We start from the raw sequence: 23917 nt of genomic DNA on the forward strand, positions 1-23917 counted from the left end.
ACTCGCTGACTGGAGAGAGCGATGCAGTTCGATGTCGTGACGCTCTTTCCTGACATGTTTCGTGCGCTGACCGACTGGGGTATCACCAGCCGTGCGGCGAAGCAGGAGCGCTACGGGTTGCGCACGTGGAATCCACGCGATTTCACTACGGACAATTACCGCACAATCGACGATCGCCCCTACGGCGGCGGCCCCGGCATGGTCATGCTGGCCAAGCCGCTGGAAGACGCGATCGGCGCAGCGAAGGCGGCGCAGGCGGAGCAGGGCATCGGCGCGTCGCGCGTCGTGATGATGTCGCCGCAAGGCGCCACGCTGAATCACGATCGTGTCATGCAGTTCGCGGCCGAGCCCGGTCTGATCCTGTTGTGCGGGCGCTATGAAGCGATCGATCAGCGTTTGCTCGACCGTGTCGTCGACGAAGAGGTCAGCCTCGGCGACTTCGTGCTGTCCGGCGGCGAATTGCCGGCCATGGCGTTGATGGATGCCGTGGTGCGGCAGTTGCCCGGCGTGCTGAACGACTCGCAATCGGCGGTGCAGGATAGTTTCGTCGACGTGCTGCTGGATTGTCCGCATTACACGCGTCCGGAGGAATACGACGGCGTGCGTGTGCCTGATGTGCTGCTTGGCGGCCATCATGCGGAAATCGAAGCGTGGCGTCGGCGTGAAGCCTTGCGCAACACGTTGAACAAACGGCCCGATCTGATCGTGAAGGCCAGAAAGAACAGGATGTTGAGCCGTGCCGACGAGGCATGGCTTACGAGTCTCGCGAAGGAAGTGTCGAAGGCGTAAAGCCTTGGGCTTTCGAGCGGACATAGGCGGTGCCGCACATGCGTGTACGGCGCCAGATGTGAACCCATCCTCTATCGGGGCCGTAGCCGAGCAGTTTTCTGTGAGGCAGGTACGAACGCCGACAAGATGGACATAGGAGTCAGTGATGAATCTGATTGCAATACTCGAGCAGGAAGAAATCGGCCGCGCCCTCGGCGAGAAGACCATCCCCGAATTCGCCCCCGGCGATACGGTGATCGTCAGCGTGAACGTGGTTGAAGGTACGCGTAAGCGTGTTCAGGCTTACGAAGGCGTCGTGATCGCCAAGCGTAACCGTGGTCTGAATTCGTCGTTCATCGTCCGCAAGATTTCGTCGGGCGAAGGCGTCGAGCGTACGTTCCAGACGTACTCGCCGCTGCTGGCAAGCATCGTCGTGAAGCGTCGTGGCGATGTGCGTCGTGCGAAGCTGTACTACCTGCGCGACCGTTCGGGCAAGTCGGCTCGAATCAAGGAAAAGCTGGTCGCAAAGAAAGACCGCGCTGCTCCGGAAGCGTAAAAGCTGTAAGAAAAAGCACCCCTCGCGGGTGCTTTTTTGTTTGCCAGGTCAAAATAGCGGAATGTCCCCTATCCGCTCATTCCGAGAGACCCGTTGATCCGCCCCGCCTTTGAGCCTGAAACTCTACCTGTCGAAGCGACGGGTGCCGATCTGCCACCGGTGGTTGCCGGGCGCCTGACGCCCGACGGTCTGCGTGCGCGCTTCGAGCAGCGTCTGAGTTGGACGCCTGAGCCGATTATCGAGGCACCGTGGCGCGATCAGCACGTCGATCCGCGCGTTGCCGCCGTGCTGGTGCCGCTGGTCGTACGCGACAACGGCCTCACCGTGCTCCTGACTCAACGTGCCGACCATCTGAACGACCACGCCGGCCAGGTGAGTTTTCCCGGCGGCCGTCACGAACCGTTCGACGCGGATGCAACCGCCACGGCGTTGCGCGAGGCGCAGGAAGAGGTCGGTCTCGATCCGTCGCGCGTTGAAATTCTCGGTGCGTTGCCCGACTATCTGACGGGCACCGGTTTTCGTGTGACGCCCGTAATCGGTCTGGTGCATCCTCCCTTCACGTTGAAAGCGGATGCGTTCGAGGTGGCCGAAGTCTTCGAAGTGCCGCTCGCTTTTCTGATGAATCCCGCGCATCACGAAGAGCGCGTGTTTCGTTACGAAGGTGGCCAGCGTCGCTTTTTCGCCATGCCCTATCCGCGGGCCGCGTCGGCGGAAGCTGCAGATCGCGAGGAGCAGGTGGGCGGCCACTATTTCATCTGGGGCGCGACGGCGGCGATGCTGCGCAACTTTTATCGCTTTCTCGCGGCTTGAATCGCCGCGGGTTGTGCACTTGTTGGGTGTTTGTCAACGTCCGTGCTCAGTGGCATCCGACCCTGTGCTATCGTTATAAAACAATCGTAAAAACTCGAAAAGCACGGCGCATCGCATGACTTTTTTCTCCGTATTGCTGGCTCTGATTATTGAACAGGTCCGCGCGCTGTCGCTGAACAATCCGGTGGCGGCATTGCTTCAATACCATGCGGAGTCGGCAGCGCACGGATTCGATGCCGGCAAGCCCAAGCATGGTCTGCTCGCGTGGCTGGTGGTGGTGGTGCCCTGGACGCTGGCCGTCGCGCTCATCTACTACGTGCTGTATCACATTCACTTCGCGCTGGCGTTCCTGTGGAACGTCGCGGTGCTGTACTTCACGCTCGGTTTCCGGCAGTTCAGCCATTACTTCACGGATATCCACCTCGCGTTGAACAACGACGACGTCCCGCGCGCGCGTGAAATCCTGAATGAATGGACCGGGCTCGACACCGTCGACATGCCCGTCAGCGAGATCGTGCGTCATACGTTGATTCACGCGGTGGTCGCCTCGCATCGGCATGTGTTCGGCGTGTTCTTCTGGTTTTTGATTCCGGTCGGGCCGGCGGGCGCGGTGCTGTATCGCATCGCCGAGTATCTGGCGCGTGCATGGGCACGGCCGGCCGACGATCGCACCGCGGCGTTTTCGAGCTTCGCGCAACGTGCTTTCTTCGTGATCGACTGGGTGCCGGCGCGGCTCACGTCGCTGGGCTTTGCTATTGTCGGCAATTTCGAAGACGCGATTTATGCATGGCGCAACCACGCGCGTCAGTGGCCGGATGCGAACGACGGCGTGTTGCTGGCCGCGGGTAGCGGCGCGTTGGGCGCGCGATTGAGCGGGCCGCTTGCCGAACCCTCGAGCCTCGATGCGCTGACCACCGGCGACGGCGGCCCGATGTCAGTCGGCGACGACTGTACGCCGCGCACGCTGCAATCGGCGGTGGGTCTGGTGTGGCGTGCGGTGGTGCTGTGGATGATTTTGCTGCTGATGCTGACGATCGCGGTGTGGCTTGCCTGATGCGCCCCAACCGCTTCACCCATCCAGCGGATCACGCGCCGTCCCGCACTGCCAGCACACCGTGAACTGCGCCTCGAGCGTCTCCCCGCACTGACGGCATCGCCACGAAGGCGACCCCGCGGCTGGGCCATGCGAAGCCGCATCGATCAACCGCCGCGCCATCACTTCGTCGCGTTCATCCACAAGCCACAGCTCCGGCGCGCATTGATCCGCCGGAATATCGCCGAGCGCGCCGTTCAGATAACGGTTATGCAACTCGCAAGCGATACCCGCCGTCTCCAGCACATTGACCCAATGCTGTCCGATGATCAGATTCGGCGCGCGCATCAATTTCATCGTGAATCCATGGTTTGACAGCGGCGCGCGTTAGCGCACGATCTGGCTGGCCTCGTGCACCAGTTGCGCATACAGGGCATGCCGTTCGCGCCGGATCCCGCCATCGGCGACCGCTTCGAGAATCGCGCAGCCCGGCTCCTGCAAATGATGGCAGTTGTAGAAGCGGCAGTTCGGCAGCAACGGCCGGAACTCGGGAAACGCGCGTTCGAGCCGGCCTTCGGTTAGATGATGCAGGCCGAATTCCTGGAAGCCCGGCGAATCGATCAACGCACCGCCCTCGGCACCAGGCAAAGGGTAGAGCCGCGTGAAGGTGGTGGTGTGCCGGCCGCTGTTCAACGCGGTCGAGATCTCGCGCGTCGCGACTTCGGCATCCGGGATCAGCAGATTCACCAACGTCGATTTGCCCATGCCCGACTGGCCGAGCAGCAGCGTCGAATGACCTTGCAGATGCTCGAGCAAAGCGGGGCGCGCGGCATCAGGCTGTGTCCTGATCGACACTTCGACCACGGTGTAGCCGAGCGCGCGGTACGGCTCGAGCCGCTTGCGCGCACCCTCCAGCGCGCCGGTCACGTCGATCTTGTTCAGCACGATCAACGGCTTCAACTCGTTTGCCTCAGCGGCGACCAGCGCGCGGCCGAGCAGGTCTTCGCTGAAATGCGGCTCGGTTGCGAGCACGATCAGCAACTGGTCGAGATTCGCGGCAAAGAGTTTCGACTTGTACTGATCCGAGCGATACAGCAGATTGCGCCGCTCGCCGATCTCGACGATCACACCCTGATCCGCCGAAGTCGGTTCGTAAATCACGCGATCGCCGACCGCCACTTCGCTGCGCTTGCCGCGCGGGAAGCATTGAAGCATCGGACTGCCGTCTTCCGGCGCGACCAGGTAGTGCCGCCCATGAGCGGCAATCACCAGACCGCCTACGCGCGTGCTGGACGGCGCGCGCGGCGCTTTCGGGGAGCGGCCGCTCATGCGTGCCGCAGCAGGCGGTCGATCCGCTGCGACGCCGGCGGATGCGAGTAATAGAACGCGGTGTAGAGCGGATCGGGCGTCAGGGTCGACGCGTTGTCCTCGTACAGCTTGACGAGCGCGTTGACGAGGTCTTGCGCATCGGTTTGCGTCGCGGCGAAGGCATCGGCCTCGAACTCGTGCTTGCGCGAGCTGAGGCTGCCGAGCGGCGTGACGAAGAACAGGAACACCGGCAGCGCGAGGAAGAACAGCACCAGCGCGAGGCCGCTATTGCCGCCGATCAGCGACGGCCGCACGCCCAGTCCTTCATAGAACCACACGCATTGCGTCAGCCAGCCGAGCAGGGCGAGCATCACGAGGCTGATCGCGAACATGACGACCATCCGCTTGATCACGTGACGGCGCTTGAAGTGGCCGAGTTCGTGCGCGAGCACCGCTTCGATCTCGTTGCCCGACAGGCGCGCGAGCAGCGTGTCGAAGAACACGATCCGCTTGGCCGCGCCGAAGCCGGTGAAATACGCATTGCCGTGCGCCGAACGGCGGCTGCCGTCCATCACGAACAGACCCTTGGCGGCGAAACCGCAGCGCTGCATCAGGGCTTCGATGCGGCTTTTCAGCGCTTCGTCCTTGAGCGGCTCGAACTTGTTGAAGAGCGGCGCGATAAACGACGGGTACAGCACCAGCACGAGCAACTGGAACGCGACCCACACGATCCACGTCCACAGCCACCACAGGCTGCCCGCCTGGTTCATCAGCCACAGCACGACGAACAGCAGCGGCAGGCCGAACGCAGCGCCGAGCAGGACGCCCTTGAGACGGTCGAGAAAGAAAATACCCTTGCTCATGCGGTTGAAGCCGAAGCGTTGCTCGACCACGAATTGCCGGTAGTACTCGAACGGCAGATCGATCACGCTGGTAATCGCGATCACCGCCGCGACCAACGCGATCTGGCCGGCGTAGCCGCGGCCCAGCCAGTCGGAGATCGCGAGATCGAGCGCCTGCACGCCGCCCAGCAGCGTCAGCCCGATCAGCACGGCCGCGCCGACGACGATCTCGATCATGGTGAGGCGCGTGCGTTCGACGGTGTAGTCGGCGGCGCGCTGGTGCGCGGTGAGCGCGATGGTACCGGCAAACTGGCTCGGCACCTGCTCGCGATGGCCGGCGACGAAGCGGATCTGCCGCGACGCGAGCCACAGCTTGGTGCCGACCATCGCCACGACGGCGACGACGAACAGAACAGTGAAGTACAGGGTAGGCATCCGGGGATTCCGTGGTATCTATGCGAGAATTATATGTTTCTTCCCGCCCGGCGGCGGGGGGATAAGATCAAACCCGGCTCAAACCCGGCCCATGCAGGCCCAAGCCGGCTCAAACCAATCTCATACGAACAATCGCTGCGGCAAGCGCGCTTCCGGAGAAGCCGTCTGCCCGGCCATCAGGGTTGCCTTCATGACTGACATCCTCGACTCCACCGAACAGCCGCCGCTCGTGCGCAGCGACATGAATCTCGTCTGGCTGGACATGGAAATGACCGGGCTCGAGCCGGACACCGACCGCATCATCGAAATCGCGGTGGTCGTGACGAATTCGACGCTCGACCGCCTGGTCGAAGGGCCGGTGCTGGCGATTCATCAGAGCGACGAAACGCTCGCCAAAATGGATCAGTGGAATCAGAACACGCATGGCCGCTCGGGGCTGATCGACCGCGTGAAGGCGTCGACGGTGAGCGAAGCGGACGCCACGGAACAGATTCGCGACTTTCTTAGCGCTTATGTACCGCCCGGCAAATCGCCGATGTGCGGCAACTCGATCTGCCAGGACCGCCGCTTCATGGCGCGCTGGATGCCGGATCTGGAGCGCTTCTTCCACTACCGCAATCTCGACGTCAGCACGCTGAAGGAACTGTGCCGCCGCTGGCAGCCGGCGATCTACAAGGGTTTCCAGAAACGCGCCATGCATACGGCGCTGGCCGACATCCATGAATCGATCGACGAACTGAAGTACTACCGCGAGCACTTCCTGATTCCGGCGGCCTCGCAGGTGCCGGAAACGCCGGCCGCGGAATAATCCATCAGCCGTCGTTTCAGCTTCAACCCTGCCGGGGCGTGCGCACCGCGTTCTTCGGCCGGAACGCTTTCACCACGTCGGCGTTCGTTTCCACATACGGGCCGCCGATCAGGTCAATGCAGTAAGGCACCGCGGCGAAAATCCCCGGCACCTTCACGGCGCGGCCAGCGTCTGCGTCACGCAAACCTTCCAGCGTTTCCTTGATCGACTTCGGCTGCCCTGGCAGGTTGATGATCAGCGCCGCGTGATCCGCAGTTTCGCGGATCACCGCCACCTGGCGCGACAGAATCGCGGTCGGCACGAAATTCAGGCTGATTTGCCGCATCTGCTCGCCGAAACCCGGCATTTCCTTCGTCGCCACCGCCAAAGTCGCTTCCGGCGTCACGTCACGGCGCGATGGGCCGGTGCCGCCGGTGGTCAGCACCAGATCGCAACCCACTTCATCGACCAGTTCGATCAGCGTGGCGGAAATGGTGGGCGCATCGTCCTGAATCAGGCGGCTGACCACCTGGAACGGCGAGATCAGGGTGGCGCCGAGCCATTCCTGCAGCGCCGGTATGCCTTTGTCCTCGTAGACGCCTGTCGACGCGCGATCGCTGATCGACACGAGGCCGATCACGATTTCGTCCGGATGATTACGGACCAGATTACGCGCCGGCTTATTCGTCGCGGTCGTCATCGTCGTATTCCAGCGCGTCTTCCGCTTCGGAATCAGTCTCGGCAGGCGGGCCGTCGGCGTTCTTGATCCACTGGAACAGCTCGCGGAAGTAGCGCGGCGGCTTGCTTTGCTGCGCTTCCTTGCGGGCGTTGCGGATCAGCGTGCGGCCCTGCTGCGGGTCGGCGTTCGGGTGCTGGCGGATGAATTCGGTCAGCGCGGCGTCGTCGGCGAGCAGTTTCTCGCGGGTGCGCTCGATCCAGTGCAGCTTGGCCGTTTCCGCCTTGTTGACGCCGTTATAGGTGTCGAGCGCGGTGCGCAGGGCGGCGGTTTCCTCGTCCAGCAGCGAGCGCATTACGCGCCCGACGTACTGCACCTGGCGGCGCTTGCCTTCGTGATCGGTGATACGGCGCGCTTCGCGCACGGCGTCGTCGAGCTTTTCGGGCATCGGCATGCGCTTGAGCGCGTCTTTCGGCAGGGCGATCAGCGCCGAGCCCAGTTCCTGCAGCTCGTGCATTTCGCGCTTGAGCTGGGACTTGCTGGGACGGTCGTAGCCGTTCTCGTCGACTTCCGGCTCGGCGGATTCGATGGGTTGAATGCGGGTTTTGCGTGTCATACCGATATTGTAGCGTGCCGCGCACGCCGGGCCCGCCGTGCTGCTGTGCACAAGTGCGCTCGCCGGCTCCGGCGGACGCGGCGAATGCCAGGTACGGCTTCGCAACCCTTGCTATGATCGCGGGATGCGTGACTACGCAAACGCGCACGCAAATGCACTTGCAAATGCGCACGCATGGGCGTGGCATGGGCGAACACACAGGGCCGCTCGGCCCCGAACAGGACGGCAACGACAATGGCAGCAGACATGGACGTCAAGCAGCGCTTTTTTCCGCACACCCAGGATGAACTGAAGGAAATCGCCTCGGACATCCTTCGTCACGCGAAGTCGCTCGGCGGCACCGACGCGGCGACCGAGATCTCCGAAGGCGACGGCCTGTCCGTCTCCGTGCGGCGCGGCGAAGTCGAGACGATCGAACACAACCGCGACAAGATGGTCGGCGTGACGGTGTTCATCGGTAACAAGCGCGGCAACGCGAGCACCTCGGATTTTTCGTCGCAAGCTTTGAAGGACACGGTCGCGGCGGCGTACAACATCGCCCGCTTCACCGCGGAAGACGACTGCGCGGGTCTTGCCGAAGCAGACCTGCTCGAAACCGCGCCGCGCGATCTCGATCTGTATCACCCGTGGAATCTGACGGCCGACGAAGCGGTGGAAATTGCCCGCCGCTCGGAAGACGCCGCGTTCGCCACCGATCCGCAGATCAAGAACTCGGAAGGCGCGAGCGTCTCGGCGCAGCATTCGCAATTCGTGCTGGCCACTTCGCGCGGCTTCCTTGCGGGCTATCCGTACTCGCGCCACTACATCGCCTGCGCGCCGATCGCCGGCAGCGCGCGCAACATGCAGCGCGACGACTGGTACACGTCGACCCGCAGCGCGGCCGACCTCGCCGATCCGGAAGCGGTGGGCCGCTACGCCGCGCAACGGGCGCTGTCGCGCATCGGCGCGCGCGGGCTCGACACGCGCAAGGTGCCGGTGCTGTTCGAAGCGCCGCTCGCCGCCGGCATTCTCGGCGCGTTCGTCCAGGCCACGAGCGGCGGCGCGCTGTACCGTAAGACCTCGTTCCTCGTCGATAGCCTCGGCAAGCCGGTGTTCGCGCCGCACGTCCAGGTGGTCGAAGATCCGCACGTCGCGCGTGCGATGGGCAGCGCACCGTTCGACGAAGAGGGCGTGCGTACGAAACAGCGTTCGGTGGTGAAGGACGGCGTGGTGGAAGGCTACTTCCTGTCCACCTACTCGGCGCGCAAGCTCGGCATGCAGACAACCGGCAACGCCGGCGGTTCGCACAATCTGTCGCTGCGCAGCTCGAAGACGCGCCCGGGAGACGACTTCGAAGAAATGCTGAAGAAGCTCGGCACGGGCCTGTTGCTGACCGAACTGATGGGGCAGGGCGTGAACTACGTGACGGGCGACTATTCGCGCGGCGCGTCGGGCTTCTGGGTCGAGAACGGCAAGATCCAGTATCCGGTCGAGGAAATCACGGTGGCGAGCACCTTGCAGGAGATGTTCCGCCATATCGTCGCGATCGGCGCGGATACGATCACGCGCGGCACCAAGGAAACGGGCTCGGTGCTGATCGAACGGATGACGATCGCCGGGCAGTAAGCGGTTCGATCAGGCGCCGACCGGCTGCGCAGCAGGGCTGCACAACGGCGCTGCAAACAGAAACGCCACGCGAGCAACCGCGTGGCGTTTTTTTATGCGTGCGTGTTGAGTGACGGTGAATGACGAATGCGCGAAGCGCAGACCGTCATTCAGGCGCGCTGCAACACCCTCAAGTGCCCTTACGCTTATACGTCACAAACGCGTAATCGAAGTCATTCGGCGCGTCCGCGCGATGCGTTTCATGCGCGACTTCTTCCCACTCGCCTTCATCGAGCTCGGGGAACGTGGCGTCGCCTTCGAAGTCGGCGGAGATCTCGGTGATGATCAGCTTGTCCGCCTGACGCAAACCTTCCGCATACAACTGCGCGCCGCCGATCAGAAACGCCTCCGGCGCCTGATCCTGCGCGGCGAGCTTCAGCGCGTCTTCGAGCGTGGTGGCCGCGTCGCAGCCCTGAAAGCGCCGTGCGGCATCCCGTGTCACGACAATGTTGCGGCGTCCCGGCAACGGCCGGCCGATCGATTCATGCGTCTTGCGGCCCATGATGATGGGCGCGCCCATCGTGGTGCGCTTGAAGAACGCGAGGTCTTCGGGAAGTCGCCAGGGCAACTGGTTGTCGCGGCCGATCACGCCGTTATTGGCGCGAGCGACGATCAGGGTGAGCGTCGTCATCGAATGGAAAGGGGAACGTAACCAGGATGATTCTACCTGAGGTGCAACACGGTGCCGCGCGAGGCGCCCCATCATTCATGGGCAGCCTCGTCGGCGGCGCTCGGTTCAAACGACGCCTTCTCGTCAACGGCGCTCAGCTCCCGCAAGCCGTGGTGACCCATCAGCCGGTACAGCGTGACGCGCGAAATATTCAGATCGATCGCCGCCTCGTTCAGCCGATGACGATGCCGCAACAGCGCAGCTTCGATCGCGCGTTTCTCGGCGGCTTCGCGCGCCTGCGAGAGACTCATGGTCTCCTGCTCGGTGAACTGCGCGAGGTCGAGGTCCTCGGCGGAAATCAGCTTGTTTTCCGCCATCACGATCGCGCGGCGCACCCGGTTGATCAGTTCGCGGACATTGCCGGGCCAGCCGTAGTTGTACATTGCCTCGATCGCCGACGGCGTAAAGCCACGGATCTTGCGCGCGCTGTCGGTCTTGAACTTGTGCATGATGTGATGCGCAAGAATCTCGATGTCCTTGCCGCGGGCGCGCAGCGGCGGCTCGTCGACACGCAGCACGCACAGGCGGTGGAACAGGTCGGCGCGGAACCGTCCGTCACGCATCGCGATCTCGAGATCCACGTGGGTCGCCGAGATGATTCGCACATCCACCGGGATCGATTCGCGGCCGCCGAGCCGGTCGATCTTGCCTTCCTGCAAAAAGCGCAGCAGGCTTGCCTGGCTTTCCATCGGCAGGTCGCCGATTTCGTCGAGCAGCAGGGTGCCGCCGTCCGCGGCCTCGACCCGGCCGATCTTGCGCTGGTTCGCGCCGGTGAACGCACCGCGTTCGTAACCGAATAGTTCGGATTGCAACAGATGGTGTGGAATCGCGCCGCAATTGATGGGGATGAAAGGCGCCTTGCGGCGCGGCGAGCGTTCGTGGATCGCTAGCGCCGTGAGTTCCTTGCCGGTGCCGGATTCACCCGAGATGAACACGCTGGCGTCGGTGTTGGCGACTTTGCGAATCGTGCGGAAGAGTTGCTGCATCGCTTCGCAGGTCCCGACCATCTCTTCTTCGTCGTCGGCGGCGGGCGCGGCAGGCGGGATCTCATCGGCATCGCACAACGTCACCATGCCGAATGCGTGACTGGCGAGGTAGTCGATCGTGGCGTTGGCCACCGGTGTCTTGACGTAGTCGAAGCAGTAGTGGCGGATCAGGCGCCGCACGTTGACGTCGGTGAGGCGTTCCGCAGTGGCGAGCGCAATCCAGCCGATCTGCTGTTGACGCAGGCTCGTTTCGAACCCGCCAAGGTCGCGCGGCGCAAAGCTGGCCAGGTCGACGATGCCGGCGCATATCACGTCGGGCTTGAGCAGGCGCGAGACCTCATGCGCCGAGCGGGCTACCATCACGTGCCAGCCGCGGCTCTTCAGATGGGCGGCGAGCGCCTCGTCCGGCGAGCGTGCGACGTACAGCAGCGCCCGATCGGTCCGCGCGTGCAGCAGACCGCTCCCATTCTCGGCGGCGGAGGGCGCGTGCAAGCACCCCACAGCGGCCTCCTGAGGTCGCGCCAAAGAGACTTCCGACGGCCGCCCCACGAGGACTTCCGCTGCTCGTGTCGCAGAAACGTCCGACGCTCGGGCGATCGACAGATGAGCGCCGGAGGGCGGTGTAACGCTGCTCAGATGGGGTGATTCGCGCACGATCAACCTCGTATCGTTGGCACGTCAAAAAGTGTAGGGAAAGCGCAAGCCGATCACGAAGTTCGGCGTGTCGGGCGTGAGGCCGACCGATACCGAACCGTTGATCGTCAAGTGCTTGTTCACTACGTGATTCAAGCCGAAGGTCAGTGCGGCAGCGGTGGTCTCGCTGCCCGGCACTTTCGAATAGGTTCCGCCTGGCGCCTTGGTCTGCGACTCGGGTTCCAGCGCCATGGTGTACGAAATGCTCGCTGAGTCCTTGTCCGAGAACGCCAGCGCCACGCCGCCGCCGAACTGCACGACGTCGCCGATCTTGACCGTCGCCGGTTCGGTCTGGCCGATCACCGACGAGATGTCCGAGAACGAGCGGGCAATGTTGTAGGTGTACGAAACGCTGCCGAACAGCACGACCGGATCGTAGGTCTTCAACACCGACAGGCCCGCCGTGATGTTCCAGAAGCCAGTGCCGGTGGGCAGCTTCGTGGGGGCGACGAGGTTGGTGTTGTTGGCATCGACCTGCGCCAGCTTGATGCCGAACGGCGACGAACCGGTCGGCGCCTTGATGCGCAGGCTGCCGACCAGGTCCGGCAGATTGTTGGTTTCTTTCAGGAACTGGTAGTAGATCCCGAAGTTGACGTCGCCAATATCGCTCGAATTTGCCGAGGCGTCCGAGACCGAATTTGCCGCACCGCCGGCTCCGCCGACGATGAAGTTGCTATGCCGGTAGATATAGGGCACGTCGACGTCGACGCTGATGCGGTCGGTCAGACCGTAGCGCGTGTCGAGGTCGGCCATCACCTGGTGCGACTTGGTCTCGCCGAGGTTGATGTTGCCGAGGAAAATCGCATCGAGCGCGAGGAAGCCGGACAGTTGCAACTGGCGGCGATCGTAGTAGGTATCGTTGATACCCCAGTCGAGGGTCAGCTTGTGCTCGAACAGAGGCGTGTGCTGTTGGCTCTGCACCACCGCGTCTTCCGATTGGGTGCGCACCGGTTGCGCGGCCTTCTGCGTCTGGCCGATCGCACCGCTGCCGTCGGTCGCTGCCGGCAGGCCGCCGCCACTGCTGCCTTCCGGCACCGGCGGAGTGACCGGCACGCCTGTCGCGGTACCCGTGGCGCCCCCCGGCGCGGGGGTGCCCGGATTCACCTGGGCAAGCGGCGGCAGCGGCACAGGCAGGCCGTCTGCGCCGGGTTGCTCGGCGACCGCGCCATTGCCGGCCGGCTCACCGTAACCCGGTGCGCCGCGGCCGCGCTGCGACATTTCGAGGTTCGTGACCTGCCGTTCGAGTGAGATGATCTGCTTTTGCTGCTCGCTGACGACACGCATGAGCGTGTTCAGCCGTTCTTCGATCGATTGATCGGCGAGCGCCTGTGCGCCGGCCCCCTGCGATAGCGCAAACAGCATGACGGCGGCTGGAATGGCCGCTAACGCCATTCGCGGCGCCCCATTCTTTGAGAATCTGATCATTTTTGTTCCCCCGGTATTCTGACTGCGCGTCGCATGTCTCCTTGTGCATCACGCGGTCGTTTGGTACATCGGTCTCCTACCTGGTCGGGCGGCGGCCCGTGTTATCTCCTTACGGTGTTTTGCAGGGCTTGTAGTACGCCAATCTGGCGCAGCATCGGGGCCGACATCTGCTGCGTCTGCAAATGCAGTTGCAACTGGTTGGCGACTTGCTGGTTATTGCCTGCGATCTGCAAGAGTTGGGCAATCATGCCGGCCTGTTGCGCGCTGGACGGCGCGATGGTTTGGGTGGCGATACCGCCCGGCGTCTGCAACGAAATCGAAATGCCGCCGTTGGCGAGACTGACGGAGGCTTTCACCGAGCCGTTCGCATTGCTTGCTGCGGCCGACGTTGCGTTGTTATAGGACCCGCCCGCGAGGCTGCCTGGCGAGGCGTCGAAATCGATCAGCGCCTGGTTCGTCCCGAGGTTGCCGTTGCCTGCCACCTGGGTAATCTGCGAGACGCCGTTGACGTTGACGTTCTGCCCGCCGGTCGCGCTGGCGTTGCGGTTGGCGCCGCTGCCCTCGCGCACGTTCGGGCCGGTCACCGAGGCCGCTGAATTGAACTTGACGTTCGGCTGGTTGGACGTGTTTGTACCGATCGCGAGCGAGCCCGAGGCGACAGCGGTGGCGCCGTTCGGCAACTGCCATTGCGACAGCAGGATGATAACGGCGCCCGAAATGATGTCCCCAGCAATGCCTTTGCCGGTCTGGTTGGCAAGGATGGCGTCGTCGACAGGTTGCAGCTTGAGGGCGCCGACGTCTTCAAACACCGTAGATGTCTGCTCGGCAGCGTGTGCGACTGATGCGAGGCCGCACGTTGTGAAACACAACGCACAGCCTATGGTGAGTAAGTTTCGGTCCATGATGAGTCAGAACAACTCTGCCTTGATCAAACCGTATTCAACAAAGGGAGTCGCTGCCGTACCGTTTTCCAGCGCACGTTCGCGCAGCTTTAGCGCGAGCGACTCGTTGCCTTGCAAGAGCGGAGAATCCTCCATAAATGGCTTGCCGACGACCGCGAACACGAGGCCGTTCCATTTCTTGACGAAGTCGTCTTCCATGACGATGCGGTTGCCGAGCGCCGGGTCGGCAATGAAGACACGGCTGTCTTCCGCGTGCTTGACGATCACGAAGTGCTCGTAGCCGTCGCTGTTCATCAGCACGAGCACAGGAATCTGCAGGTGATAGAGCGCTTCAGGGGTGACGCGGAAACCGCGGCCACGCAGGCCGATCGTTTCGACGAACTTCTTCATGTCAAGCATCGAGAAGCCGTTCTTGACCACCACCTCTGGTGTCGAAAACACCATCATGCGTTGGATCATTTCGGGTTCGGGAATATCGATCCCGTAGCCGTACTTCAGCAACGTGGCCAGAGCGGCCGAGCCGCAGCTATAGTCGTAACGCTGCGAAACGATGTGGTTGTAGCGGATCTCGCGGATCGAGCGCACGTTCACGTCGAACGGCACGCCCGCTGCTGCGTTCATGGAAAGGGCACTCTGCGCGTGACCCGTTTGCGACAGCACGAGTCCAGCGAAGAGTGCCAGAAAAAAGCCAGGCGTTACCCTGCTCACCCCGAACATGGTCTATTCCCCCCTGGGGAGACAGCCGGTCAGTACGAAGGCTGACCGGCGTCTTCCTGCGATGCAGCTCTACTTACTGATGCGACACGCTGGCGACTGCAAGGCCGTTGTGTTGCAGGTTGCCTACACCCGACGCGATGTTCACACCGATGTTGCCGGTAGCATTGGCGAGAGCACCCGCACCAAGCATCGACGAGCCGGTGAACTGGCCTTTGACACCTGCTTCCGCGGTCTGGCAGTTCTGGTCGCTTGCGATGACTTCGCCACCTTGCTTGCCGCCCTTGTTATGCTCCCAGCCCATCCCGCTGCTGCTGCTGTCTGTCGTAGCCGATGCTGCCAGGCTGTTGTTTTGCACGTTGCCCGCGCCCGAGGCCACGTTCACCCCGATATTGCCCGTCGCATTTGCCAGCGCGCCTGCGCCGACGGAAGCAACGAAGTTGAAGTCTCCCACTTTCGCCTTGCCGCTCGACGATTGAGTCGAGTAGATCTGTGCAGTGCCGAACACAGGGCCGACATCCATGTTCGACAGGGCGGCGTCGTTGGACTGGGCGTTGTCTACGCCGGTGGCGATGTTGACGCCAATGTTGCCGCTCGCGGTATCCAGCGCGTGATCGCCGATGCCGGCGGACATCGTCGTCGGCGTTTCGGTGTTGATGTGCTGGGTCACACTGCCCGTGACCGTGACGGAGCCCTTGCTGTCGTCGTAGTTATGGGTCCATCCGTAGGCGTGGCTGTTTGACGAGTAGCTGGCGCTGACCCTTTCGCCATGGCCGCTGCTGCTTTCCGTCGCCGTGCTCGCGCTGGCTGCTGCGGTGCTGCCCCACTCCACGCTGTAGCCGGCTGCCTGGCCAGCGAAGCCGCCGCCGTAGTTGTCCGAGGCGTGCGTGTTCAGGGCGGCGGCGAAGCCCGCTGCGACGCCGCCGAAGATGACGCCGGGGCCGCCGCCGAGACCAGCGATAAAGCCTGCTGCGATGAAGCCGTTCGCGGAGGCATGTGTGTTCACGTAGTCGTAGCCCTTATACGACGACGCGATACCCGCAGCGGAGCCGCTGCCTTGGCTAAACGAGGAGCTCGACGAGGCCGTGCTGGTTTGCGTGTTGGTCTTGTTATAGGCCCAGGCGTGGTCGCTATACGACTGGCTCACACCCCAGCCGCTGCCACTGCCGCTCGCATGATTCCAGCTATCCGTCGTGTTGACGGTTGTGGTCACGTTGCCGGAGACATAGCTCTGCGGAGGCGTTTTCATGTCGACGCCGCCGATGTTCACGCTTTGCGTGTTGTTGACCGTGGCGCCGGAACTGCTCGACACGTTAACCTTGCCGTGCAGCGTAATGAAGCCGAATTCGCCGATTTCGGTGTAGACGTTCGTTGCCGTAAAAAGCTCGGCCGGGTCGCAGCCGGCCGTGCATCCTTCTGCATAAGCCGAACTTGCTGCCATCGTCGACAGAACAGCCGCTGCAATGATTGTGCGCTTCATGATGACGCTCCGATAAAGAGTGTGGCTCGTTAGAAAAAGGTGCCCGCCGGGGGACGGAGCACAAAACTATTTGAACTGACGTTACCTGAGCCGGCTGTCTGGTTGATCTGGACGATCCCACTGACGTTTTTGAGCGCGTCCGCACCGATGGATACCTCGCGTGCGTCGTGGTTTTCGCCGGACCTTCCCAGGCCACCGCCTTTGGCGGTCGTAGCGGATAGCACCCCATCCGCTACGATCTCCCCTTCAATCGGCCCAGTTCCGATAACGGCGCTGTTCCGCTGAAGATTCCCTACACCCGCCGACTGATTCACTTCGATAAGGCCAGAGGTGTTTGAAAATGCATTACTACCGATCGTGCTTCTGGCGGCCGTCGTCCTGGCGTTCGTGGACGCGCTCTGCGAGCTTCCGATCAGGTTGAGAGGGACTTTGCCGTTGGTGAGCACGCCCTGGTTCGCTTGTACGTTATCGAGGCCTGATGCCTCGTTGATGGCGATAACCCCGGTGGCGCCGATGACCGCGCCGTTGCCGATCAGCGACTGCGCGTCGATCTGGGCCGGCACCGTTTGGGCATGGACCGCGAAGCTCGCGCAGCCAAGCAATGCCCAGGCAAGCAGGGGCCAGCGCGACTGTTTGCGTGACGGAAGGCGCTTGGCCGGCGCGCGTGAGGTTGTCATTTCATGGCTCCTAGAGCGGCGCCCAGGGGGGCGAGTGCACCGTTGACCGACTGGGCAATCGAGCTGCCGATTCCACCTGCGCCGCCGAAGCTGGCGCCCGCGCCGACCGGAACGTTGTTGCCGTTGCCCGCCAGCATGTGTGTAATACCGTTGGCGCCGACTAGCGCAGGCATATAGCCGTTGCCGGAGATGCCGGCGGTGCCGTGCGCGCCGTTCAGGTCGAGGTCGCTCGCCATCGTGCCGATCGCGCGATCGAAGGTCGCCCTCGGGAAGGTTTGAACCTGGACTGCGATCGGGTCCTGGCTCTTCGGCACCGGCACGAACGCATCGCGTGGCGTGATGTCGCGCTCGATGACGAGGTTGCCCGGCTGGCTCAACTGCTGCGCGGTGGCACTCGTCACGGCGCCGGCAGCGAGCACGCCGAGCAGCGCGGACAGCAAGGCTGCGCAGCGGTGGCGGCTGCCCGGCTTCTGGGTTGAAGCATTCATGTCAGTTCCTTGCGGGCAGACGATCGGTCGGTGCGGTCTTCGGCAGCGAGCGGGTCGTTGCGCTAATTTCTCTGGTAGCTCGTGATGTTGCCTTGTGCGGAGCGGGCGACGTCGACGGGAACCGGCAACTGCGACGGCGGGGCGATTTCGTCCCACAGCGTCACGCCGTTGCCACCGTTGTTAAAGCCGCGCATCAGTTGTGGCGTCGCGGAAACCATCAACATGCCGCCGAAGCCGCCGCGTTGGTGGGACAGCGCCTGATCGTCCAGCACGAGATCGGTCACAGACGCGGCGTCGGCGGGAATGCTCAGCGCGTTGCCGGCCAGATCGCTGCGGGGCGCGGCGCTGTCGTTCGTGGCGGCCACGGTGTTGTCCACCGCGGCGACGCTCGCCGTATTCGTGACATCCGTGGCCGTCGGGTTCGGCGAGGCCACCGCTGCGAGCGTCGTGCTCGCGAGGGTGGCGGAACCGGCATCGGCGGTTTCGGCCATCGTGGCGGATTGAGGTTGCGCGGATTCCTGTGCATTGACGCCAGCGGACAGCACGGTCAAGGTCACCGCGGCGGCGCATAATGCGGCGCAAGGTGCAATGCTGCTCAGGTCGATGCGGAAAGCGAGTCGCATGATGTGTCTCCTTGGTGCACAGCATTTAGCGAAACATGTGCCATGAGTCGCAATCCATTGGTGCGTCTGGATGTGACCCGCATACCGCGGAGTAACAGGGAAGAAATCGGACAAAAACGTTTCAGCGCTGAAACGGCAGGCAGAAAATACCTGTAATTCGTTAAATCCGAAGGTATGAAGTACCTTGGGGTGAACGCCAGGAAAAGCGCTTCCACAATGCTTTTATTCATAAGCTGAATAACTATTCATCGGCCGCTTGGCCTTGCTGGACAAGGAGTCTCCGATTAAATTCGCATAATTGTTTTCCAAGCGGCGCGTGTATAGTAAGCTCTCGAAAACAGCTTCAGATTTAAAAAAGCCCGCTAACGGGCCGTCTCAAACACACACGCCGCTTTCTTGGGGATCAGCTGTCCGCACGGAATGGAATGGCCGTTCGGTTTTTGCTATATCGCGAATCCCGAACGAGTCAGCGTGTCTGAACTGAAGTTCAGGTGCGTGCGTCATCCTTAACGTTCGTTGACGAGAGGATCTGAATAATGGAACCCGCAACGCGGCAACTGATTTACGTTTCACGCGATCCGAGCGCGGAACTGAATACTCGCTTCCATCAGCGCGGCTGGCATGTCGAAGTCGTTGGGTCGGCGCGCGATGTGCGCCGTGCTGTTCGCGCCGGAATGGCGGCGGGCGGCCTGCTCGATCTGTCTAGCGATTTTCAGCCACACGAGATTGCCGCCTTCGAGTCCTGCCTTACCATGCCGAACGTCGGCTGGGTTGCGGCGACCACCCCCGGACAATTGCAGGACGCGGCCTTGCGCCGGCTCGTGCGGGACTATTGTTTCGACTATGTAACGGTGCCTTACTCGGGCGACAGGATCGTCGATTCGGTCGGCCATGCATACGGCATGATCTCGCTCGGCGAGCCGGCATCGAACGATGGCTCGCAAGGCGCGGAAGGCGAAATGGTCGGCTCGTGCGACGCGATGCTCGCGCTGTTCCGCTCGATCCGCAAGGTGGCGATGACCGACGCGCCGGTGTTTATCTCGGGCGAATCGGGCACAGGCAAGGAGTTGACTGCGGTCGCGATCCACGAACGCTCGGCGCGCCGCAATGCGCCTTTTGTGCCGATCAACTGCGGTGCGATTCCACCGCATCTGTTGCAATCCGAACTATTCGGCTATGAGCGCGGCGCGTTCACCGGCGCCAATCAGCGCAAGATCGGCCGCGTGGAAGCGGCCAACGGCGGCACACTGTTTCTCGACGAAATTGGCGATCTGCCGCTCGAAAGCCAGGCGAGCCTGCTGCGCTTCCTGCAGGAACGCAAGGTCGAGCGGCTCGGCGGCCACGGTTCAATCGACGTCGATGTGCGTATCATCTCGGCGACCCACGTAGATATGACGGCCGCGATGATCGAAGGGCGGTTCCGCTCTGACCTTTATCACCGTTTGTGCGTGCTGCAAATCGACGAACCACCGTTGCGTGCACGTGGTAAGGATATCGAACTGCTTGCGCGGCACATGCTGGAACGTTTCAAGAAAGATGCAAGCCGCCGTCTGCGCGGTTTCGCGCCCGACGCCATCGCGGCGCTGCATAACTACGGCTGGCCGGGTAACGTGCGCGAGTTGATCAATCGCGTGCGGCGCGCCATCGTGATGTCGGAAGGGCGCGCGATCACGGCCCGCGATCTCGAGTTGGCCGAGTATGTGGAGATCGTGCCCGTCTCGCTCGCGCAAGCGCGCGAAGCGGCCGAACGCCAGGCCATCGAACTCGCGCTGCTGCGTCATCGCGGTCGTCTCGGCGACGCCGCGCAGGAACTCGGCATTTCGCGCGTGACGCTGTATCGCCTGCTGTGCTCGCACGGCATGCGCCATATGGAAGGCGAACCGCTGGTCACACCGCACGGCGAATTGCCGGCCTCGGTACCGCATCTCTGACGGGCTTGGTCGCCCACTTAGTTGCCCACTTAGCCACCGATATTTTCTCGGCGACGCACCTTGACCGGGCGCCGTCCGGCTGCGCTTGTTAAAATCGGGTTTTCCGCTCAATCTCCGTGGCGCATGCACCTGACCCAAGGGCGCGCTTCGTCGAAGGAACCCGCATGAAACAATACCTCGACCTCGTCCGCACGATTCTCGACACCGGCACGTGGCAGGAGAACCGCACCGGCATCCGCACCATCAGCATGCCGGGCGCCATGTTGCGCTTCGACCTCCAGCAGGGCTTTCCCGCCGTCACCACGAAAAAACTGGCGTTCAAATCGGCGGTGGGCGAGCTGGTCGGCTTTCTGCGCGCCTCGCGCAGCGCCGCGGATTTTCGCGACCTCGGCTGTAAGGTGTGGGACGCGAACGCCAACCAGAATCCGCAATGGCTCGCCAATCCGTATCGCCAGGGCCCGGATGATCTCGGCGACGTGTATGGCGTGCAGTGGCGCCAGTGGCCGGCCTACAAGGTGCTGGACGCAGGCGCGAGCGCGCAATTGGCCGACGCCACGGCGCGCGGCTTCCAGGTGGTGACGGAATTCGAGGAAGACGGCAGCCCCAAGGTGCTGCTGTACAAGGCGATCGACCAGTTGCGGCAGTGTCTCGACACGATCATGCAGAACCCGGCCGACCGGCGAATTTTGTTTCATGCCTGGAACCCCGCCGTGCTGGACCAGATCGCGCTGCCGGCTTGCCACCTGCTTTATCAGTTCTTGCCGAATGTTGCGCGGCGCGAAATTTCGCTGTGTTTGTACATTCGCAGCAACGATGTCGGCCTCGGCACGCCGTTCAATCTGACCGAAGGCGCGGCGTTGTTGCATCTGGTTGGCCGGCTGACGGGTTATACGCCGCGCTGGTTCACCTACTTCATCGGCGACGCGCACATCTACGAGAATCAGCTCGACATGCTGCAGCAACAGCTCACGCGCGAGCCGTATGAAAGCCCGGCTTTCGCGATCTCGGACCGTGTGCCGGACTACGCGAAAACCGGTGTGTATGAGCCGGAATGGCTCGAGAAGATCGAGCCGTCGGACTTCTCGCTGGTCGGCTACCGGCATCACGAGCCGCTCACGGCGCCGATGGCGGTCTGAACGCGCTCTGAGCGTCTGCTCGCTGCCCGCTCAAAGAAAAACCCCCGCGATGCGAATCGCGGGGGTTTTTTCTTGCCGCTTTCCGGCTATCGGGTTGTCAGCGCATCTAGCTGCGCGCGTAACCTTTAGCCTTTGTGATGCTCGTCACGATTGCCGCCGCTCGAATGCTGGTCGGCGTGCTGCGGTTGCGGCTGGGGGCGCGGCTGCTGCGCCTGCTGCGGACGCGGTTCAGGGCGCGGCTGCTGCACCTGTTGCGGTTGCGGTTGAGGGCGCGGCTGCTGCACCTGTTGCGGTTGCGGTTGAGGGCGCGGCTGCTGTACCGGCTGTGGTTGCGGTTGAGGGCGCGGCTGCTGTACCTGCTGTGGTTGCGGGCGCGGCTCAGGGCGCGGCTGCTGTACCTGCTGCGGTTGCGGGCGCGGCTCCGGACGTGGCTGCTGCACTTGCTGCGGTTGCGGTTCAGGACGCGGCTGCTGTACCTGTTGCGGCTGCGGACGATATTCCTGACGCGGTTGCTGCTGCGCCTGCTGCATCTGTTGCGGCTGGGGCGCTTGCGGCTGGGCGTGCACTTCAGGTGCGCGCGGCGGCTGCGCTTCTGGCTGGCGCTGAACCTGTTGCTGCGGCCCAGGACGTGCCTCCGGCTGGCGAGCCTGTTCCTGCGGGGCACCATGCTGCTGCGCCTGCTGGGCCATCGGCGTATGCGGTTGCGTCCATGCAGGCTCGTGCCGTCCTTCCGCACCGGGTTGCTGACCGGCTTGCGCCGGTGCGCCGTGCTGTTGCGCGAAAGCGTTCGGGTTGGCGCCGTTCGCTTGCGGCGGACGGGGCACGCCATTGGACGGACGAGCTGCCTCGCCAGGTTGCTGATGCACGTTGGCCATTTGCGGCGGCATGCCTGGCCGCGCCTGCGGTTCGCCGCCACGTTGCGGTTGACCGTTGAGCGGCGCTTCGCCCGGTCGCTGACCGGCCTGTTGCATGCCATTAGGCGTACCCGGTGCACCCGGCGCTGCGCCCGGCGTCCGTCCGGCCATATGCGACTGCACGACCCGCACGTTCTGCGCCGGCATGACCCCCGGACCGCCTGCCATGTGAGCCGGCACCGAGGTTCGCACGATCGGCTCGCCCGCGCCCGGCACACGTCCGCCGCTCTGCGCAAAACGTTGCGCGAGACTGTCGTGGTACGCCGCCGGCACGGCCGGACTGCGCGTCGCGACGACCGGACGCGCCGTCACGCCGGCCGGCGGACGGTAATTCGCGTTACGCAGGCCCGGTCCAAAGCTTTCCTTCACCGGCGCGATTCCCGGACCGCCCGGATTGATCTGCGCGTTGCGCCACTGTTGCGGATCGACCTTCTGCGCGAAGCGGCCAACCGATTGACCGTGCACGAAGGCTGTCGCCGGCACCGCGGTCACGCCGCCCGGCGCGCGATAGTTGATGTACGTGTTGTGAATGTTGGTCACATTCACGTTCGTCACGTTGCGGTTGTAGTTGTTGACGACCGTGGTGTTGTTGACGCGGTTGTAGTAACCCGGGCTCCAATGATCGTGATCGCCCCAGTGCGGATGCCACGGTTCGCCTGGGCCCAGCGGGAACCACGCGACGCCGGCCGCGACCGCGCCGCCAATCGCGAGACTCACGCCCCAGTTGACTCCGTCGCCACCGCCGCCCACGAAGGCGACCAGCGCCGGTGCGTAGACGGGCGGTTCGCTTTCCACCACCGGTCCCGGCACCCATGCCCACGAGTCGTCATCGTAGGCCCAGCGGCCGTAGTGGTAGGGCGCGAAGCCCCACGGTGCGTCGTCGACCCAGGTCCAGCCCCACGGTGCTTGCCATACCCAATGGCCGTCGTGATAAGGCGCCCAGCCGGCGGGTGTCTCACGCGGCACCCACACTTCACCGTACTGCGGGCTGTTGCGCCACGTGCCGTTGGCGTCGAGATCCTGATAGCCGGGGATGTCGCGCGACACGTAGCGCGCCGACACGGAGCGGTCTTCCGCAGCGTCGCGGCTCGCCGCCCATTGATCGAAGCCGTCGAGGCCGGGCGCGCCGTTGTCGCCGACCTCTTGCAGGTTGGTGCCGGCAAAGCGGATCTGCTGGCCGGCCGCGACCGGCACCTGGCCGCTGTCGCCGTACACGGTCGCGCTGCCGCTGCGCACGGTGACGGTGGTGGTGCTGCCGTCCGGCGCGACGTCGACGCGATAGTCGCCCGGGCCGTTCAGGCCGAGCGCCAGATTCGGCGTGTCGATTTCGTAGGAGGAGCCGGGCGCCAGTCCGCGCACCCGCGCCGACAACGTACCCTGAGCGACCTTCAACTGCGCGCTGTTGTCATCAAGATTGAGGATGTCGAGGCTGGTGGACTGGCCGAGGCGTACCGCGGTCGAGCCGATATGCAGTTCGGAGCGCGCGTTCTGATCGTTCCACAATTGATCGCCGGTGGTGAGCGGGCGATTGATTTGTGCGTACGACCAGTCTGTCGCGCCGGCCGGTTCGGTGGTCACGGCGCCGGCGGTGTAGTTCAGACGCGCAACACGCCCAGGCGGATCGGTGTTCTGTGAAGCAGCCCCTGGCGGCGCCTGTTCGGCTTCCTGCGCGAAGGTGGCTTGCGCCGCGAACAGGAACGCCGCGGCGGCGATCAGCGTGTAACCGGTGATCCGGCGTTTCGATTGTTGGGGTGTGGTCACTGTTCTCATGATTTGGCTCCGACGGACGCGCATTGTGCAGCA

Annotated in this window: 23 protein-coding genes; 8 read left to right on the forward strand and 15 right to left on the reverse strand. The window is 63.5% G+C overall.

From position 1 onward, the window contains the following. The first annotated feature begins 21 nt into the window (after positions 1-21). From trmD to M0D64_RS14410, 4 genes are all read left to right on the forward strand, one after another. Complete coding sequence (gene trmD / locus M0D64_RS14395) at positions 22-789, forward strand: tRNA (guanosine(37)-N1)-methyltransferase TrmD (RefSeq protein WP_266258187.1); 768 nt, start codon at positions 22-24, stop codon at positions 787-789. Between the two features lie 145 nt (positions 790-934). Continuing rightward, positions 935-1324, forward strand: a complete 390-nt coding sequence (gene rplS / locus M0D64_RS14400; protein ID WP_012433948.1) for a 50S ribosomal protein L19 — start codon at positions 935-937, stop codon at positions 1322-1324. Positions 1325-1417: 93 nt separating this feature from the next. Continuing rightward, complete coding sequence (locus M0D64_RS14405; protein WP_266258188.1) at positions 1418-2134, forward strand: CoA pyrophosphatase; 717 nt, start codon at positions 1418-1420, stop codon at positions 2132-2134. Positions 2135-2249: 115 nt separating this feature from the next. Further along, complete coding sequence (locus M0D64_RS14410; RefSeq protein WP_154560604.1) at positions 2250-3188, forward strand: CobD/CbiB family protein; 939 nt, start codon at positions 2250-2252, stop codon at positions 3186-3188. Between the two features lie 15 nt (positions 3189-3203). Here the strand turns inward: M0D64_RS14410 and M0D64_RS14415 are convergent, their stop codons facing one another. The 3 genes from M0D64_RS14415 to M0D64_RS14425 are packed head-to-tail and all read right to left on the reverse strand — an operon-like array spanning position 3204 to position 5752. After that, entirely contained in the window at positions 3204-3524 is a 321-nt protein-coding gene (locus M0D64_RS14415; RefSeq protein WP_093640613.1) for a DUF2007 domain-containing protein, read from the reverse strand. Positions 3525-3554: 30 nt separating this feature from the next. Continuing rightward, complete coding sequence (rsgA, locus tag M0D64_RS14420; protein ID WP_266258190.1) at positions 3555-4496, reverse strand: ribosome small subunit-dependent GTPase A; 942 nt, start codon at positions 4494-4496, stop codon at positions 3555-3557. Then, the gene (locus M0D64_RS14425; RefSeq protein WP_171925363.1) at positions 4493-5752 is read right to left on the reverse strand and encodes a M48 family metallopeptidase; all 1260 of its coding nucleotides are present in this window, start codon (positions 5750-5752) and stop codon (positions 4493-4495) included. The genes rsgA and M0D64_RS14425 overlap by 4 nt, the downstream gene beginning before the upstream one ends. 190 nt (positions 5753-5942) lie before the next feature. Here M0D64_RS14425 and orn point away from each other — a divergent pair, with 190 nt between their 5' ends. Continuing rightward, a complete protein-coding gene (orn, locus tag M0D64_RS14430) occupies positions 5943-6560 on the forward strand; it encodes an oligoribonuclease (protein WP_154560607.1) in 618 nt (205 codons plus the stop codon). A gap of 22 nt (positions 6561-6582) precedes the next feature. Here the strand turns inward: orn and mog are convergent, their stop codons facing one another. Then, positions 6583-7239 (reverse strand): molybdopterin adenylyltransferase, encoded by a 657-nt coding sequence (gene mog / locus M0D64_RS14435; protein ID WP_266258191.1) that lies wholly within the window; start codon positions 7237-7239, stop codon positions 6583-6585. Further along, positions 7220-7831 carry a ribosome biogenesis factor YjgA gene (gene yjgA, locus M0D64_RS14440; RefSeq protein WP_266258192.1) on the reverse strand — a complete coding sequence of 204 codons (612 nt, stop codon included), beginning with the start codon at positions 7829-7831 and terminating at the stop codon, positions 7220-7222. The genes mog and yjgA overlap by 20 nt, the downstream gene beginning before the upstream one ends. A gap of 234 nt (positions 7832-8065) precedes the next feature. Between yjgA and pmbA the strand changes: the two genes are divergently transcribed. Continuing rightward, on the forward strand, positions 8066-9436 hold the full coding sequence (pmbA, locus tag M0D64_RS14445) for a metalloprotease PmbA (protein WP_054036131.1): 1371 nt from the start codon (positions 8066-8068) through the stop codon (positions 9434-9436). 169 nt (positions 9437-9605) lie between these two features. On the opposite strand, the gene M0D64_RS14450 is transcribed toward pmbA, so the two are convergent. The 9 genes from M0D64_RS14450 to M0D64_RS14490 form a co-directional block, all read right to left on the reverse strand. Further along, positions 9606-10106, reverse strand: coding sequence for a dihydrofolate reductase (locus M0D64_RS14450; RefSeq protein ID WP_154560610.1), 501 nt, complete (start codon positions 10104-10106; stop codon positions 9606-9608). A 71-nt stretch (positions 10107-10177) separates the two neighbouring features. Beyond that, positions 10178-11785, reverse strand: coding sequence for a sigma-54 dependent transcriptional regulator (locus M0D64_RS14455; RefSeq protein WP_266258194.1), 1608 nt, complete (start codon positions 11783-11785; stop codon positions 10178-10180). 24 nt (positions 11786-11809) lie between these two features. Continuing rightward, complete coding sequence (locus M0D64_RS14460) at positions 11810-13249, reverse strand: hypothetical protein (RefSeq protein WP_266258195.1); 1440 nt, start codon at positions 13247-13249, stop codon at positions 11810-11812. A 101-nt stretch (positions 13250-13350) separates the two neighbouring features. Further along, positions 13351-14058 carry a peptidase C39 gene (locus tag M0D64_RS14465; protein WP_266258196.1) on the reverse strand — a complete coding sequence of 236 codons (708 nt, stop codon included), beginning with the start codon at positions 14056-14058 and terminating at the stop codon, positions 13351-13353. A gap of 99 nt (positions 14059-14157) precedes the next feature. Then, positions 14158-14772 carry a C39 family peptidase gene (locus M0D64_RS14470; RefSeq protein ID WP_234487016.1) on the reverse strand — a complete coding sequence of 205 codons (615 nt, stop codon included), beginning with the start codon at positions 14770-14772 and terminating at the stop codon, positions 14158-14160. Positions 14773-14941: 169 nt separating this feature from the next. After that, positions 14942-16345 carry a hypothetical protein gene (locus M0D64_RS14475; protein ID WP_266258197.1) on the reverse strand — a complete coding sequence of 468 codons (1404 nt, stop codon included), beginning with the start codon at positions 16343-16345 and terminating at the stop codon, positions 14942-14944. Between the two features lie 29 nt (positions 16346-16374). Beyond that, the gene (locus M0D64_RS14480; protein WP_266258199.1) at positions 16375-17022 is read right to left on the reverse strand and encodes a hypothetical protein; all 648 of its coding nucleotides are present in this window, start codon (positions 17020-17022) and stop codon (positions 16375-16377) included. Next, a complete protein-coding gene (locus M0D64_RS14485; protein ID WP_266258200.1) occupies positions 17019-17510 on the reverse strand; it encodes a hypothetical protein in 492 nt (163 codons plus the stop codon). Before M0D64_RS14485 ends, M0D64_RS14480 begins: the two co-directional genes overlap by 4 nt. A gap of 62 nt (positions 17511-17572) precedes the next feature. Next, positions 17573-18133, reverse strand: a complete 561-nt coding sequence (locus M0D64_RS14490) for a hypothetical protein (RefSeq protein WP_266258201.1) — start codon at positions 18131-18133, stop codon at positions 17573-17575. Between the two features lie 536 nt (positions 18134-18669). On the opposite strand from M0D64_RS14490, the gene M0D64_RS14495 reads away from it, so the two are divergent. Next, positions 18670-20064 carry a sigma-54 dependent transcriptional regulator gene (locus M0D64_RS14495; protein WP_097390052.1) on the forward strand — a complete coding sequence of 465 codons (1395 nt, stop codon included), beginning with the start codon at positions 18670-18672 and terminating at the stop codon, positions 20062-20064. A gap of 164 nt (positions 20065-20228) precedes the next feature. Continuing rightward, complete coding sequence (locus M0D64_RS14500; protein WP_154560617.1) at positions 20229-21200, forward strand: thymidylate synthase; 972 nt, start codon at positions 20229-20231, stop codon at positions 21198-21200. Positions 21201-21325: 125 nt separating this feature from the next. Here M0D64_RS14500 and M0D64_RS14505 read toward each other — a convergent pair whose 3' ends face one another. Further along, a complete protein-coding gene (locus M0D64_RS14505) occupies positions 21326-23884 on the reverse strand; it encodes a DUF6600 domain-containing protein (protein ID WP_266258202.1) in 2559 nt (852 codons plus the stop codon). Positions 23885-23917: the final 33 nt, after the last annotated feature.

Source organism: Paraburkholderia sp. WS6 (genome assembly GCF_030464835.1).
Taxonomy (GTDB): Bacteria; Pseudomonadota; Gammaproteobacteria; order Burkholderiales; family Burkholderiaceae; genus Paraburkholderia; species Paraburkholderia madseniana.